Below are 14762 nucleotides of genomic sequence, written 5' to 3'. Positions count from 1 at the left end.
AGGCTGGGATCATCATGGCACACATCACCGTAATCAGCGGCAGTACTCTAGGTAACGCCGAATATGTCGCAGAGCATCTGGCCGATAAACTTCTCGCACTGGGACATGAGGTACAGGTACTGCATGGACCTGAGCTCGACGAAGTGCCACAACAAGGGATTTGGCTGGTGGTCACCTCAACCCATGGCGCCGGCGAACTCCCAGACAATTTACAACCCTTGTTTGAACAAATTGAAACCCAACAGCCGGATCTAACCGGGATCCATTTCGGCGCCGTCGGCATCGGTAGCAGCGAATACGACACGTTTTGTGGTGGGATCGCCATCGTCGATCGCATTTTGATCGCGTTCGGCGCCCAACGGATCGGCGAAGTGATCAAGATCGACATCAAGCAGCACGATATTCCCGAGGATCCAGCAGAAGAATGGCTCTCCACGTGGGAAAAACTTATCCATTGAGTTTGTTTTTTACCCACTTAGCCTGTGCATAAGTCTTGTTATAAGCAGTAAAAAACAGGTAGTTATCCCAATAATAACCATTAGCCATTTTTTGTGCTGTGTATAACTACCAATAAAGATCCCAGCTTTTACGGTCTGGGATCACTGATCTTCCACAGTAAATGATCCTGCGTAGTTACTTGATCCTTATTGAGAAAAGAGTGTTATCCACAAAGGATCACGATCCTAATAGAAGATCTAATAAAGAGATCTTTAAATAAAAAAGATCTTTTAAATACTGGGCGAAGGATCCACGATCCTCTTCGGTTGGACCTACGCCTAAACTTGAGTAGAATCCCCACCCCTAGGCAAATAACGATCGTTGACAGCCTTTCGGTTAGCGCGAGGTGCAGTACCATGTTTTACCCCGATCCCTTTGACGTCATCATTATCGGCGGCGGTCACGCCGGTACCGAAGCGGCTATGGCTTCAGCTCGTATGGGTCGTCAGACCCTATTGTTAACCCACAATATTGATACGCTGGGCCATATGTCATGCAATCCAGCCATCGGCGGTATCGGTAAGGGACACTTAGTGAAAGAGGTCGATGCCCTGGGTGGATTGATGGCTCAGGCGATCGACAAAGGTGGGATCCAATTCCGCATTCTCAATGGTAGCAAGGGACCCGCCGTACGGGCGACGCGCGCTCAGGCGGATCGTGTTCTTTACCGGCAGGCCGTTCGTATTGCTTTGGAGAATCAGCCTAACTTGATGATCTTTCAACAAGCCGTCGAAGATCTGATCGTTGAAAACGATCGCGTCGTCGGTGCGATCACGCAAATGGGGCTAAAATTCCGCGCGAAAGCGGTCGTGTTGACCGTCGGGACTTTCCTTAACGGTAAGATCCATATCGGTCTGGAAAACTACAGTGGTGGCCGCGCCGGAGATCCGCCCTCGATCGGTCTTGCTCACCGACTGCGTGAGTTACCATTACGCGTCAACCGTCTGAAGACGGGGACCCCACCACGCTTGGATGCCCGTACTATCGATCTGGCCTCCTTAGCGCAACAACATGGCGATGATCCAGCTCCGGTATTCTCTTTCCTGGGTAATGCGAGCCAACATCCGCGGCAGGTACCCTGTTATATCACCCATACTAACGAACGTACTCATGAGGTGATCCGTAACAATCTGGATCGTAGCCCAATGTATGCTGGGATCATCGAAGGGATCGGTCCACGCTATTGTCCCTCGATCGAAGATAAAGTGATGCGTTTCGCCGATCGCAATGCGCATCAGATCTTCTTGGAGCCGGAGGGACTGACCAGTAATGAGATCTATCCAAACGGCATTTCTACCAGCCTGCCGTTTGATGTTCAGATGGCCATCGTACGTTCAATGGCCGGGATGCAAAATGCGCGGATCGTGCGTCCAGGTTACGCGATCGAATACGACTTTTTCGATCCGCGCGATCTAAAACCAACACTCGAAAGCAAATATATTCAAGGATTGTTCTTTGCCGGTCAGATCAACGGCACCACCGGCTACGAAGAAGCGGCGGCTCAGGGACTACTGGCTGGCCTCAACGCTGGGCGTTGCGCTGCCGACCTGGAAGGGTGGGCTCCACGACGTGATCAGGCTTACCTTGGTGTCCTGGTTGACGATTTGTGTACCTTGGGGACCAAGGAGCCATACCGCATGTTCACGTCGCGTGCCGAGTACCGCCTGATGCTACGCGAAGATAATGCTGACCTGCGTCTGACGCCGATCGGTCGCGAATTGGGCCTCGTCGATGATGAGCGATGGACTCATTTCAACCGTAAGTTGGAAAACATGGAGCGGGAGCGTCAGCGTCTGCGTGATACCTGGGTACATCCCCAATCGGAGCACGCGGTAGCGGTCAATGCGCGGCTAAAGACACCATTATCACGCGAAGCCAATGGGGAAGATTTACTGCGCCGTCCAGAGATGGATTACGATGCTTTGACCTCATTGGCACCGTTTTCTCCGCCACTCGAGGATCGACAGGCGGCTGAGCAAGTTGAAATTCAAGTTAAATATCAAGGTTATATAGCTAGGCAGCAGGATGAGATCGAAAAGCAAATGCGTAACGAACATACTTTGTTGCCAGCCGATCTGGATTATCGTCAGGTGAATGGCTTGTCCAACGAGGTGATCGCCAAACTTAACGATCACAAACCTAGCTCTATCGGTCAGGCATCGCGTATATCGGGTATTACGCCGGCAGCGATCTCTATTCTGTTGGTTTGGCTGAAGAAGCAGGGAATGCTACGCCGTAGCGTTTAAGCGCGCTGCCGAGCCGCTTTACGGCGGCTCATCACTCCGTTCCGTCCGCCGTATCATTGCGGCGGTCACGCTTGATTTGACAGAGGAAGATAATCCGTGCACAAGCAACTGGATACGCTGCTGGCGCAGGCTGGCATTTCGTTAACCGATCAGCAAAAACAGCAGTTGTTGGCCTATGTCACGCTGTTGGATAAGTGGAACAAGGCGTATAACCTGACTTCTGTACGCGATCCGCGTGAGATGTTGGTTCGCCATATCATGGACAGCATCGTTGTCAGTCCTCATCTGCAAGGGCAACGCTTTATCGATGTGGGAACGGGGCCGGGACTACCGGGGATCCCGCTGGCCATTGTGCGTCCCGAGTCTCACTTCACGTTATTAGATAGCCTAGGGAAACGGGTACGTTTCCTGCGCCAGGTTCAACATGCGCTGCAACTGGATAATATCGAGCCGGTTCAGAGCCGGGTAGAAAGCTTTGTGGCTGAACCATTGTTCGATGGTGTAATCAGTCGCGCCTTCGCTTCGCTACAAGATATGATCTCTTGGTGCCGTCATTTGCCTGCGGCTGAGCTGGGACGGTTTTATGCTCTGAAAGGGGTTGTGCCGCAAGATGAATTGCTGTGTCTGCCTGAGGGGATAACCTTGGAAGCATTGATCCGCTTACAGGTGCCGATGCTAGAGGGGGAACGCCATCTGGTGGTGCTTAAAGCACATTAATTTTGTTTTTTATCAAAAAAAATCAAAAAAACCACCGACTGAGAAGTGAACAGATTCAGAGACGTACTATCCGACGGCTAAGCGTTCGTTGAGCGTGCTGTTTACTTTTTTTTTACAAGGCTGATTATGGCTATGCTACCTGGCCGTGGGAGGTGATATGTCGCTTCGCCCCATTGACTGGGCATTTTTACCGTTTTGTTTGCGTGTTATGTGCTACAAAACGTGGGCTACGCCGTATGTCAATAGGCTGTTTCTATTTGGTTTTACTGAGTAGATTGTTGCGTTAATAACCTAACTTTATGATTTTAAATATCTATATCAGTAATTTTGGTTAAGAAACAATCATAACCCTATGGTATACAGGCTTTTTTATCGTTTTATTCTGTGATCATGCGCGCTGGCAAAAATGTAATATTGGAATTGTCAGATGTATCACTAAAAATGATTATTGCGCGGATTCTGTGGCTTTGGCGATAAAACGTGAAAATATTTAAATTACTATTCACTTTTTGGCTACTTATGCATTGAATTTGTAGGTGTGCACCGTATAATTTTCACGTTTTTCTGGCTTGACTCTGTCTCGTAAAGGCAGTTTTATTACGTCACTCAAATCAGCATACCTCCTGGGGGGTACGGAGAGAGCAAACGTCATGTCTGGAGCACTTTATGGCGGGAAGGTTGTTCGTAACCTGCTGATTCTACAGTTAGTGACCTTTGTTCTATTCAGTATCTGTCTGTCGATGAAAACGGCGAGCTGGGGGGAGTCCGCGCTCTTGGGGGGGCTATCTGCCTGGCTACCCAATGCTGTTTTTATGCTGTTTGCTTTACGTCAGCGAGCAGGAGAGCAGGGGGAGAGGCGTATAGCTTGGGTATTTGTCACCGGCGAGGCGCTAAAAGTGGTCTGCACAATAGCCCTGCTCATCGTGTCGCTAGGGTGGTTGAAGGCGGTCTTTCTTCCGCTTGGTCTGACTTACGTTGCGGTGCTGGTAGTGCAGGTTGCCGCGCCAGCATTCATTAGTCGTAATTAAAACAGTTACCGTATTAACTACTTAAAGGGTAAGAGGCATCATGTCTGCAGGAGAAATCTCTACGCCACAAGAGTACATCGGGCACCATCTGAATAACCTTCAGTTGGACCTGCGTACTTTTGAGCTGGTGAATCCGCACGCTGGTCCAGCGTCTTTCTGGACGTTGAACATCGACTCCATGTTTTTCTCTGTGGTGCTGGGCCTGATCTTTCTGGCTCTGTTCCGTAAAGTCGCTAAACATGCCACCAGCGGTGTACCGGGTAAGTTTCAAACAGCTATCGAACTGATTATCGTCTTCGTTGATGGCAGCGTACGTGATATGTACCACGGTAAGAGCAAGCTGATCGCACCGTTGGCCTTGACCATCTTTGTCTGGGTATTCCTGATGAACTTGATGGACTTGGTGCCGATCGACTTCTTGCCTTATATCGCCGAGCATTGGCTGGGATTGCCTGCGTTGCGCGTTGTTCCGTCTGCGGACGTCAACATTACGCTCTCCATGGCGCTCGGGGTATTTATCCTGATCCTGTTTTACAGCATTAAGATGAAAGGACTGGGGGGCTTCGTGAAGGAGTTGACCCTGCAACCATTCAATCATCCTGTTTTTATCCCGATTAACTTGATTCTGGAAGGCGTCAGCCTGTTGTCCAAGCCGATCTCTCTCGGTTTGCGACTGTTCGGTAACATGTATGCCGGCGAGCTGATTTTCATCCTGATTGCCGGTCTGTTGCCGTGGTGGTCACAGTGGTTGCTCAACGTTCCATGGGCTATCTTCCACATTCTGATTATTACGCTTCAAGCCTTTATCTTCATGGTTCTGACGATCGTCTATCTGTCGATGGCGTCTGAAGAGCATTGATTATTTTTTAACAACACTACTGCGTTTAACTGAAACAAACTGGAGACTGTCATGGAAAACCTGAGTATGGATCTGCTGTACATGGCTGCCGCTGTGATGATGGGTCTGGCGGCAATCGGTGCTGCGATCGGTATCGGCATCCTGGGTGGGAAATTTCTGGAAGGCGCCGCGCGTCAGCCGGATCTGATCCCGCTGCTGCGTACACAGTTCTTTATCGTAATGGGTCTGGTGGATGCTATCCCGATGATTGCGGTTGGTCTGGGTCTGTACGTCATGTTTGCCGTCGCGTAAGCGGAATACTCCGTTACGCCAACCAAACCGATTAACTAATTTAAGAGGCATTGTGCTGTGAATCTTAACGCAACAATCCTCGGCCAGGCCATCGCGTTTGTCCTGTTCGTCTGGTTCTGCATGAAGTATGTATGGCCGCCGATTATGGCTGCCATTGAGAAGCGTCAGAAAGAGATTGCTGACGGTCTCTCTTCCGCAGAGCGTGCGAAAAAAGATCTGGACTTGGCGCAAGCCAATGCGACCGACCAGCTGAAAAAGGCGAAGGCTGACGCACAGGTGATCATCGAGCAAGCGAATAAGCGTAAGTCTCAGATCATTGATGAGGCGAAAGCCGAAGCGGAACAGGAACGTGCCAAGATCGTCGCGCAGGCGCAGGCGGAAATCGATGCCGAGCGTAAGCGTGCGCGTGAAGAGCTGCGTAAACAGGTCGCCATGCTGGCTATCGCCGGTGCCGAGAAAATTATTGAACGTTCCGTGGATGAAGCTGCGAACAGCGACATCGTCGATAAACTGGTCGCTGAACTGTAAGGAGGGAGGGGCCGATGTCTGAATTTATCACGGTAGCTCGCCCCTACGCCAAAGCAGCTTTTGACTTTGCTGTTGAGCATAACAGCCTGGATCGTTGGCAGACTATGCTGGCATTCAGTGCTGAGGTGACCCGCAATGAGAGCGTGGCCGAAATGCTGTCCGGTGCCTTGGCTCCGGAGACGCTTGCGGCGTGTTTCATCAAGATTTGCGGTGACCAGCTCGATCAATCCGGTCAGAACTTCATTAGGGTGATGGCGGAAAACGGACGTTTACAGGTTATTCCTGACGTGTTGCAGCAATTTATTGCGCTGCGAGATGCGATGGAAGCGACGGCGGATGTAGAGGTTACCTCTGCCGCGCCTCTGAGCCAGATGCAGCGGGATAAAATCAGCGCCGCAATGGAACAACGTCTGTCACGTAAAGTGAAGCTGAATTGCAAAATTGATAAGTCTGTATTAGCCGGCGTGGTGATCCGCGCGGGTGACTTGGTGATCGATGGCAGCATCCGCGGCCGTCTGGATCGCCTAGCAGACGTCTTGCAGTCTTAAGGGGACTGGAGCATGCAACTGAATTCCACCGAAATCAGCGAACTGATCAAGCAGCGCATTGCTCAGTTCGATGTGGTGAGCGAGGCTCACAACGAAGGTACAATCGTATCCGTGAGTGACGGGATTATCCGTGTTCACGGTCTGGCGGATGTCATGCAGGGCGAGATGATCGCACTGCCCGGCAATCGTTATGCTATCGCACTGAACCTGGAGCGAGACTCCGTAGGTGCGGTCGTTATGGGGCCCTACGCTGACCTGGCCGAAGGCATGAAGGTCAAGTGTACTGGCCGTATTTTGGAAGTTCCGGTTGGCCGTGGCCTACTGGGGCGCGTGGTGAACACCCTGGGTGAGCCGATCGATGGTAAAGGCCCGGTTGAGCATGATGGCTTCTCTGCCGTTGAAGCTATCGCACCGGGCGTTATCGAGCGTCAATCTGTCGATCAGCCGGTACAGACGGGGTATAAGTCTGTCGATGCGATGATTCCGATCGGCCGTGGTCAGCGTGAGCTGATCATCGGTGACCGTCAGACTGGTAAAACCGCACTGGCTGTTGACGCCATCATTAACCAGCGCGATTCCGGCATCAAATGTATCTATGTCGCCATCGGTCAGAAAGCCTCTACCATCGCTAACGTGGTGCGTAAGCTGGAAGAGCATGGTGCACTGGCGAACACCATCGTCGTCGTTGCATCTGCCTCCGAATCCGCCGCATTGCAATACCTAGCACCGTATGCGGGTTGCGCCATGGGTGAATATTTCCGTGATCGCGGTGAAGACGCATTGATCATCTATGATGATCTGTCCAAGCAAGCGGTCGCTTATCGTCAAATCTCCCTGTTGCTCCGTCGTCCGCCTGGACGTGAAGCATTCCCTGGCGACGTATTCTACCTCCACTCCCGTCTTCTGGAGCGTGCGGCGCGTGTTAATGCCGATTACGTCGAGGCCTTCACCCAGGGTGAAGTTAAAGGGAATACGGGGTCATTGACGGCGTTGCCGATCATTGAAACCCAAGCCGGGGACGTTTCCGCGTTCGTTCCGACCAACGTTATCTCTATTACCGACGGTCAGATCTTCCTGGAGTCCAACCTGTTTAACGCTGGTATCCGTCCTGCGGTCAACCCGGGGATCTCTGTATCCCGTGTGGGTGGCGCAGCGCAGACTAAGATCATGAAGAAGCTGTCCGGGGGTATTCGTACCGCTCTGGCACAGTACCGCGAACTGGCGGCTTTCTCTCAGTTTGCCTCTGATCTGGATGATGCGACCCGTAAGCAGTTGAGCCATGGCCAGAAGGTTACCGAACTGCTGAAACAGAAACAGTACGCGCCGATGTCCGTTGCCGCGCAGTCACTGGTGCTGTTTGCAGCCGAACGTGGCTATTTGGAAGACGTCGAATTGGCAAAGATTGGTGCTTTTGAAGCGGCACTAATGGCTTACGTTGAGCGCGAGCATGCCGACCTGATGCAACAAATCAACCAGACCGGTGCTTATAACGACGAGATCGAAGGCAAGCTGAAAGGCATCCTCGATACCTTCAAAGCAACCCAGTCCTGGTAATAGCCTTACGGCCTGCCGGCAGCAATACGGCGGGCCGTAAAAGGTTTTGAGGAGAAGCAGAGATGGCCGGCGCGAAAGAGATACGTAGCAAGATCGCCAGCGTGCAAAACACGCAAAAGATCACGAAAGCGATGGAGATGGTCGCCGCCTCCAAAATGCGTAAAACGCAGGATCGCATGGCGGCCAGCCGTCCCTATGCAGAAACCATGCGCAAAGTGATTGGTCACCTTGCGCTGGGAAATCTGGAATACAAACACCCGTACCTGGAAGAGCGCGACGTGAAGCGCGTTGGGTATCTGGTGGTTTCTACCGACCGTGGTCTGTGCGGTGGCTTGAACATTAACTTGTTTAAGAAGCTGCTGACAGAGATGAAAGAGTGGAATCAGAAGAGCGTGGACATCGATCTCGCGCTGATCGGTTCGAAAGCAGTCTCTTTCTTTGGGTCCGTGGGCGGCAATGTCGTCGCTCAGGTCACCGGTATGGGGGATAACCCCTCGCTATCCGAGCTGATCGGTCCGGTGAAGGTGATGCTACAGGCTTACGATGAAGGTCGCCTGGATCGCCTGTATGTGGTGAGCAATAAGTTCATCAACACCATGGCCCAAGAACCACAGGTCCTTCAGTTGTTGCCGTTGCCTAAGGCGGACGATGCGGAGCTGAAGCGGAAATCATGGGATTACCTGTACGAACCGGATCCGAAGGCGCTGTTGGATACCCTGCTGCGTCGTTATGTGGAATCTCAGGTTTATCAGGGCGTCGTGGAAAACCTGGCCAGTGAGCAGGCCGCGCGAATGGTTGCTATGAAGGCGGCAACCGATAACGGCGGCAACCTGATCAAAGAGCTACAGTTGGTCTACAACAAGGCTCGTCAGGCCAGCATCACCCAGGAGCTGACCGAGATCGTCTCGGGTGCTGCTGCGGTTTAAGAGCTAGGTTTACGAATTACGTAGAGGATTCAAGATGGCTACTGGAAAGATTATCCAGGTTATCGGCGCGGTGGTGGACGTGGAGTTCCCGCAGGACGCCGTGCCGAAGGTGTATAACGCACTGGAAGTAAAAGGCGGTGCCACGAAACTGGTACTGGAAGTGCAGCAGCAGCTGGGTGGCGGCGTAGTTCGCTGCATCGCGATGGGCTCTTCCGACGGTCTGCGCCGTGGGCTAGAGGTTGAAGACCAAGACCATCCGATCGAGGTTCCTGTTGGCAAGGCGACTCTGGGCCGTATCATGAACGTACTGGGTGATCCGGTCGACATGAAGGGCGAGATCGGTGAAGAAGAGCGTTGGGCTATCCATCGTGCTGCACCGAGCTATGAAGATCTGTCTAACTCTCAGGAACTGCTGGAGACCGGCATTAAGGTTATCGACCTGATTTGCCCGTTCGCTAAAGGCGGTAAAGTGGGCCTGTTCGGTGGGGCCGGTGTGGGTAAGACCGTTAACATGATGGAGCTTATCCGTAACATCGCTATCGAGCACTCCGGTTACTCAGTCTTCGCCGGTGTGGGTGAGCGTACCCGTGAGGGTAACGACTTCTACCACGAGATGACCGATTCCAACGTATTGGATAAAGTTTCTCTGGTGTATGGTCAGATGAACGAGCCACCGGGAAACCGTCTGCGCGTGGCGCTGACCGGTCTGACCATGGCGGAGAAATTCCGTGATGAAGGTCGTGATGTACTGTTGTTCATCGATAACATCTACCGTTATACCTTGGCCGGTACTGAAGTCTCCGCTCTGCTGGGCCGTATGCCGTCGGCGGTAGGTTATCAGCCGACTCTGGCGGAGGAAATGGGGGTGCTGCAAGAGCGTATTACCTCCACTAAGACCGGGTCCATCACCTCTGTTCAGGCGGTATACGTACCGGCGGATGACTTGACTGACCCCTCTCCGGCTACTACCTTCGCCCACTTGGATGCGACCGTAGTATTGAGCCGTCAGATTGCCTCACTGGGTATCTACCCGGCCGTTGACCCGCTGGATTCTACCAGCCGTCAGTTGGATCCGCTGGTGGTAGGTCAAGAGCACTACGATACCGCGCGCGGCGTGCAGTCCATCCTGCAGCGTTATCAGGAGCTGAAGGATATCATCGCCATTCTGGGTATGGATGAGTTGTCTGAAGAAGATAAGCTGGTGGTCGCTCGTGCGCGTAAGATCCAGCGCTTCCTGTCTCAGCCGTTCTTCGTGGCCGAAGTGTTCACCGGCTCTCCGGGTAAGTATGTGTCACTGAAAGATACTATTCAGGGCTTTAAAGGCATCATGAATGGGGATTATGACCATCTGCCGGAGCAGGCGTTCTACATGGTGGGGTCTATCGACGAAGCCGTGGAAAAAGCCAAGAAACTGTAACGCCTGATAGGAGGGTGATATGGCTATGACTTTCCATCTGGATGTAGTCAGTGCGGAGCGTCAGATGTTCTCCGGGCTGGTGCAAAAAATCCAGGTGACGGGTAGTGAAGGTGAATTGGGTATCTACCCAGGCCACGCTCCGCTGCTTACTGCCATTAAGCCTGGCATGGTGCGTATCGTTAAACAGCACGGTGAGGAAGAGTTTATCTACCTGTCCGGCGGCATCCTTGAGGTGCAGTCCAGCGCGGTGACCGTGCTGGCCGATACCGCTATCCGTGGTCAGGACCTCGACGAGGCGCGCGCGATGGAATCGAAGCGTAAAGCCGAAGAGCACATCCGCAGCTCGCACGGCGATGTCGACTATGCTCAGGCATCCGCAGAGCTGGCCAAGGCGATTGCCAAACTGCGTGTAATCGAACTGACCAAAAAAGCGATGTAAGCAGACTGCCGCAAAAACCTCTCCCTTGGAGAGGTTTTTTTTATGGTAAAAAAAAGGCATTTTTCCTGCTTGGTTGCTGGTTGCTTATTAAGCTCCGGCCTGAAAAAAGGGGGGAGGGAAAGAGAGGGTTTGCCCCGATGGTGCCTAGTTATCTATCATCATACCATCCCTCCATGCACGCGGATCTGTGCGTGTTTTGAGTAGAGAAATATGTAGTAATCCTGCCGGTTAACAGGTTTACTTGAGCCCATCAATTTGAATGGATCAGATTGCTTATGTCGACACATCCGTTAAGTGTGGTCATCCTTGCCGCCGGTAAAGGAACCCGCATGTACTCCGATCTTCCCAAGGTGTTGCATCCGTTGGCAGGTAAGCCGATGGTGCAGCATGTTATCGATAGCGCATTGATGCTGGGAGCACAGCAGGTTCACCTGGTTTATGGGCATGGCGGCGAGCTATTGCAGTCTCGCTTGGCCGGTCAGCCGTTGAATTGGATCTTACAGGCACAGCAGTTGGGTACCGGCCATGCGATGCAACAGGCTGCCCCTTATTTTGCTGATGATGAAGATATTTTGATGCTATACGGTGATGTGCCATTGATCGCTACCGCGACGTTGCAACGCCTTATAGCGGCCAAGCCACAGGGTGGCATTGGTTTGTTGACGGTAAAACTCGCTGATCCTACTGGCTATGGCCGCATCGTGCGCCAGGAAGGGAGCGTGACGGGTATCGTTGAGCATAAGGACGCCAGTGAAGCACAGCGCAGCATTAATGAGGTCAATACCGGTATTCTGGTCGCGAACGGTGCTGATCTAAAACGTTGGTTGGTTCGTCTGGATAACAATAATGCCCAAGGTGAGTTTTACATCACAGATATTATCGCCATGGCCCATCAAGAGGGTCGGCGGATCGAGGCGGTGCATCCAGATCATCTGTATGAAGTCGAGGGTGTGAATAATCGCTTGCAACTGGCTGCCTTGGAGCGCGCCCATCAACAGCAACAAGCACAGCGTCTTTTGTTGGCTGGCGTCATGTTGCTTGATCCGGCGCGTTTCGATCTGCGTGGTGAGTTGTGCCATGGGCGCGATGTGGTTATCGATACCAATGTGATCATTGAGGGGACGGTGACGTTGGGGGATCGGGTTCATATCGGCAGCGGTTGCGTGTTGAAGGATTGCCAGATCGCCGCCGATAGCGTGATCAGTCCCTACACGGTGATCGAAGGAGCTAAGCTCGCCGAATCTTGTACCGTGGGGCCGTTTGCGCGTCTGCGTCCTGGCGCATGCCTGGATGCGCAAGCGCATGTGGGTAACTTCGTCGAAATGAAGAAGGCGCATTTAGGCTATGGTTCTAAAGCCGGTCATCTGAGCTATCTGGGGGATGCGCAGATCGGCGCGGGAGTGAATATTGGTGCTGGCACTATCACCTGCAACTACGATGGTGCCAATAAGCATCAGACCGTGATTGGGGATGAGGTGTTTGTCGGCTCCGATAGTCAACTGGTGGCGCCAGTCACCATTGGCCGTGGTGCGACCATTGCGGCAGGTACTACGGTAACGAAAGACGTCGGTGATGGTGAGTTAGTCATTAGCCGGGTGAAACAGATGCAAATCCGCGGCTGGAAACGGCCGATGAAGAAAAAATAAGCGCGATCGCTGCGGCCTACGGCCGCAGCGGTTTTGCTCTGTACTCCTATTTGGAATACAGAGCAAAACACTATAACGCGCCCTGCCAAGACAAGGCGTGGCCCCACTCTCTACAAGGCTCGGGGCAACGACGTTTACGTCGTCTACCAATCAGATCGATACAGACATCGACAAACCGCTAATGCGGTTTTGTTATAGGAATTAAATCGTATGTGTGGAATTGTTGGCGCAGTAGCGCAACGTGACGTCGCAGATATTTTGTTAGAAGGCCTGCGCCGTCTAGAGTATCGCGGTTATGACTCGGCTGGATTGGCTGTAGTCGATGCACAAGGCCATTTGCAGCGTCTACGCCGAGTCGGTAAGGTCAAGGCATTGAGTGATGCCGTTGCCCTTTCTCCGATGATCGGTGGTACCGGTATCGCTCATACTCGTTGGGCGACCCATGGCGAACCGAGTGAACAGAATGCTCATCCGCATGTCTCCGGCCACATTAGTGTGGTACATAATGGCATCATTGAAAATCACGAAACACTGCGTACACAATTAATCGAACGCGGCTACCGTTTTACCTCGGAAACCGATACCGAAGTTATTGCCCATTTAGTGAACTGGGAACAACGTCAAGGCGGCTCGTTGTTAGAGGTTGTTAAGCGGGTTATCCCTCAACTGCGTGGTGCATACGGCACCGTTGTCATGGATAGTCAACATCCTGAGGTGCTGGTATGCGCACGCTCCGGTAGTCCTCTGGTTATTGGTCGCGGTATGGGAGAGAACTTCCTCGCCTCCGATCAGTTGGCCTTATTGCCCGTTACACGCCGTTTCATCTTCCTGGAGGAGGGTGATATTGCCGAAGTGACCCGCCATAGCGTAACCATTTTCGACATCAACGGTACAGCAGTCGAGCGCACTGAAATCGAATCCAATGTGCAGTACGATGCTGGCGATAAAGGCAACTATCGTCACTACATGCAAAAAGAAATTTATGAACAGCCTCAGGCGATTAAAAAAACTCTCGAGGGACGTTTTAGTCACGGTTGTATCGATCTGAGCGAATTAGGCAATGCCGGTGACCGTCTGTTATCACAGATTGAGCATGTGCAAATCATCGCCTGCGGTACTTCTTATCACTCCGGTATGGTGGCGCGTTATTGGTTCGAGGCATTGGCTGGTATTCCTTGCGACGTAGAGATCGCCTCTGAGTTCCGTTATCGCAAGTCTGCGGTGCGTAAAAACAGTCTTATCATCACCTTGTCTCAGTCCGGTGAAACGGCGGACACTTTGGCTGCGTTGCGTCTGTCGAAGGAGATCGGTTACTTGGGCTCGCTGGCGATTTGTAACGTCGCCAGCTCGTCGCTGGTACGTGAATCCGATCTGGCGCTGATGACGCGAGCTGGTACAGAAATCGGTGTTGCATCAACAAAAGCCTTTACCACGCAATTAGCGGTGTTGTTGATGCTGGTGGCTCGGATCGGACGTCTACATGGCATGGCGGATGATGTAGAACATGATATTGTTCATGCACTACAAGCCTTGCCAAGCCGCATTGAACAGATGCTTTCGCTGGATCGTAGTATCGAAGCGTTGGCTGAAGACTTCCTAGATAAACATCATGCATTGTTCTTGGGGCGTGGCGATCAGTATCCGATCGCAATGGAGGGAGCGCTGAAGCTGAAGGAAATTTCCTATATTCATGCTGAAGCCTATGCCGCCGGTGAGCTTAAGCACGGCCCACTGGCGTTGATCGATGCCGATATGCCTGTGGTGGTGGTGGCGCCGAACAACGAATTGCTGGAGAAGCTGAAATCCAATATTGAAGAGGTCCGTGCACGAGGGGGATTGCTGTATGTCTTCGCTGCGCAAAGTGCTGGGTTCAGTGCCTGTGAAGGGATGCGTATTATTGCATTACCGCATGTGGAAGAGGTGATCGCGCCGATTTTCTACACGATTCCATTACAGTTGCTTTCGTATCATGTTGCTCTGATCAAAGGTACCGATGTGGATCAGCCGCGTAATTTGGCTAAATCGGTAACGGTAGAGTAAGCGCTAGCGTGTAACCATAAGGGGA

General features: G+C 52.3%; 14 protein-coding genes. All 14 read left to right on the top strand.

Annotated elements, in window-relative coordinates:
- Window positions 1-14 precede the first annotated feature (14 nt).
- The 14 genes from mioC to glmS all read left to right on the top strand — a co-directional run bounded on the left by mioC (window position 15) and on the right by glmS (window position 14737).
- Window positions 15-458: an FMN-binding protein MioC gene (gene mioC, locus EHO01S_RS04580; RefSeq protein WP_024522856.1), complete on the top strand. Its 444-nt coding sequence runs from the start codon at window positions 15-17 to the stop codon at window positions 456-458.
- A 396-nt stretch (window positions 459-854) separates the two neighbouring features.
- Window positions 855-2744, top strand: a complete 1890-nt coding sequence (mnmG, locus tag EHO01S_RS04575; RefSeq protein WP_024522855.1) for a tRNA uridine-5-carboxymethylaminomethyl(34) synthesis enzyme MnmG — start codon at window positions 855-857, stop codon at window positions 2742-2744.
- A 96-nt stretch (window positions 2745-2840) separates the two neighbouring features.
- Window positions 2841-3461 carry a 16S rRNA (guanine(527)-N(7))-methyltransferase RsmG gene (rsmG, locus tag EHO01S_RS04570; protein WP_024522854.1) on the top strand — a complete coding sequence of 207 codons (621 nt, stop codon included), beginning with the start codon at window positions 2841-2843 and terminating at the stop codon, window positions 3459-3461.
- A 650-nt stretch (window positions 3462-4111) separates the two neighbouring features.
- Complete coding sequence (atpI, locus tag EHO01S_RS04565) at window positions 4112-4489, top strand: F0F1 ATP synthase subunit I (RefSeq protein ID WP_024522853.1); 378 nt, start codon at window positions 4112-4114, stop codon at window positions 4487-4489.
- 40 nt (window positions 4490-4529) lie between these two features.
- The gene (gene atpB, locus EHO01S_RS04560) at window positions 4530-5348 is read left to right on the top strand and encodes a F0F1 ATP synthase subunit A (protein ID WP_024522852.1); all 819 of its coding nucleotides are present in this window, start codon (window positions 4530-4532) and stop codon (window positions 5346-5348) included.
- A 51-nt stretch (window positions 5349-5399) separates the two neighbouring features.
- Window positions 5400-5639, top strand: coding sequence for a F0F1 ATP synthase subunit C (atpE, locus tag EHO01S_RS04555; RefSeq protein WP_004093904.1), 240 nt, complete (start codon window positions 5400-5402; stop codon window positions 5637-5639).
- A 57-nt stretch (window positions 5640-5696) separates the two neighbouring features.
- Complete coding sequence (gene atpF, locus EHO01S_RS04550) at window positions 5697-6167, top strand: F0F1 ATP synthase subunit B (protein ID WP_005291219.1); 471 nt, start codon at window positions 5697-5699, stop codon at window positions 6165-6167.
- Window positions 6168-6181: 14 nt separating this feature from the next.
- Window positions 6182-6715 (top strand): F0F1 ATP synthase subunit delta, encoded by a 534-nt coding sequence (atpH, locus tag EHO01S_RS04545; RefSeq protein ID WP_024522851.1) that lies wholly within the window; start codon window positions 6182-6184, stop codon window positions 6713-6715.
- Between the two features lie 12 nt (window positions 6716-6727).
- Window positions 6728-8269 carry a F0F1 ATP synthase subunit alpha gene (gene atpA / locus EHO01S_RS04540; RefSeq protein WP_024522850.1) on the top strand — a complete coding sequence of 514 codons (1542 nt, stop codon included), beginning with the start codon at window positions 6728-6730 and terminating at the stop codon, window positions 8267-8269.
- Window positions 8270-8331: 62 nt separating this feature from the next.
- A complete protein-coding gene (gene atpG / locus EHO01S_RS04535; RefSeq protein WP_005291210.1) occupies window positions 8332-9195 on the top strand; it encodes a F0F1 ATP synthase subunit gamma in 864 nt (287 codons plus the stop codon).
- Window positions 9196-9229: 34 nt separating this feature from the next.
- Window positions 9230-10612 carry a F0F1 ATP synthase subunit beta gene (gene atpD, locus EHO01S_RS04530; RefSeq protein WP_024522849.1) on the top strand — a complete coding sequence of 461 codons (1383 nt, stop codon included), beginning with the start codon at window positions 9230-9232 and terminating at the stop codon, window positions 10610-10612.
- A 19-nt stretch (window positions 10613-10631) separates the two neighbouring features.
- Window positions 10632-11051 (top strand): F0F1 ATP synthase subunit epsilon, encoded by a 420-nt coding sequence (locus EHO01S_RS04525; protein WP_005291204.1) that lies wholly within the window; start codon window positions 10632-10634, stop codon window positions 11049-11051.
- Window positions 11052-11326: 275 nt separating this feature from the next.
- Window positions 11327-12697, top strand: coding sequence for a bifunctional UDP-N-acetylglucosamine diphosphorylase/glucosamine-1-phosphate N-acetyltransferase GlmU (glmU, locus tag EHO01S_RS04520; protein WP_024522848.1), 1371 nt, complete (start codon window positions 11327-11329; stop codon window positions 12695-12697).
- 210 nt (window positions 12698-12907) lie between these two features.
- Complete coding sequence (gene glmS / locus EHO01S_RS04515) at window positions 12908-14737, top strand: glutamine--fructose-6-phosphate transaminase (isomerizing) (RefSeq protein WP_024522847.1); 1830 nt, start codon at window positions 12908-12910, stop codon at window positions 14735-14737.
- Window positions 14738-14762: the final 25 nt, after the last annotated feature.

Source organism: Edwardsiella hoshinae NBRC 105699 = ATCC 33379, from assembly GCF_000474215.1.
Classification (GTDB): Bacteria; Pseudomonadota; Gammaproteobacteria; order Enterobacterales; family Enterobacteriaceae; genus Edwardsiella; species Edwardsiella hoshinae.
Note: the sequence above shows the minus strand (reverse complement) of the source record. Positions and strands in the feature narration are given on the sequence as shown.

Bases quoted from the DNA above. Each gene is read 5' to 3' on its own strand.
- mioC (WP_024522856.1), top strand. From the start codon at position 15: ATGGCACACATCACCGTAATCAGCGGCAGTACTCTAGGTAACGCCGAA.
- mnmG (WP_024522855.1), top strand. From the start codon at position 855: ATGTTTTACCCCGATCCCTTTGACGTCATCATTATCGGCGGCGGTCAC.
- atpI (WP_024522853.1), top strand. From the start codon at position 4,112: ATGTCTGGAGCACTTTATGGCGGGAAGGTTGTTCGTAACCTGCTGATT.
- atpB (WP_024522852.1), top strand. From the start codon at position 4,530: ATGTCTGCAGGAGAAATCTCTACGCCACAAGAGTACATCGGGCACCAT.
- atpE (WP_004093904.1), top strand. From the start codon at position 5,400: ATGGAAAACCTGAGTATGGATCTGCTGTACATGGCTGCCGCTGTGATG.
- atpH (WP_024522851.1), top strand. From the start codon at position 6,182: ATGTCTGAATTTATCACGGTAGCTCGCCCCTACGCCAAAGCAGCTTTT.
- atpA (WP_024522850.1), top strand. From the start codon at position 6,728: ATGCAACTGAATTCCACCGAAATCAGCGAACTGATCAAGCAGCGCATT.
- atpG (WP_005291210.1), top strand. From the start codon at position 8,332: ATGGCCGGCGCGAAAGAGATACGTAGCAAGATCGCCAGCGTGCAAAAC.
- atpD (WP_024522849.1), top strand. From the start codon at position 9,230: ATGGCTACTGGAAAGATTATCCAGGTTATCGGCGCGGTGGTGGACGTG.
- EHO01S_RS04525 (WP_005291204.1), top strand. From the start codon at position 10,632: ATGGCTATGACTTTCCATCTGGATGTAGTCAGTGCGGAGCGTCAGATG.
- glmU (WP_024522848.1), top strand. From the start codon at position 11,327: ATGTCGACACATCCGTTAAGTGTGGTCATCCTTGCCGCCGGTAAAGGA.
- glmS (WP_024522847.1), top strand. From the start codon at position 12,908: ATGTGTGGAATTGTTGGCGCAGTAGCGCAACGTGACGTCGCAGATATT.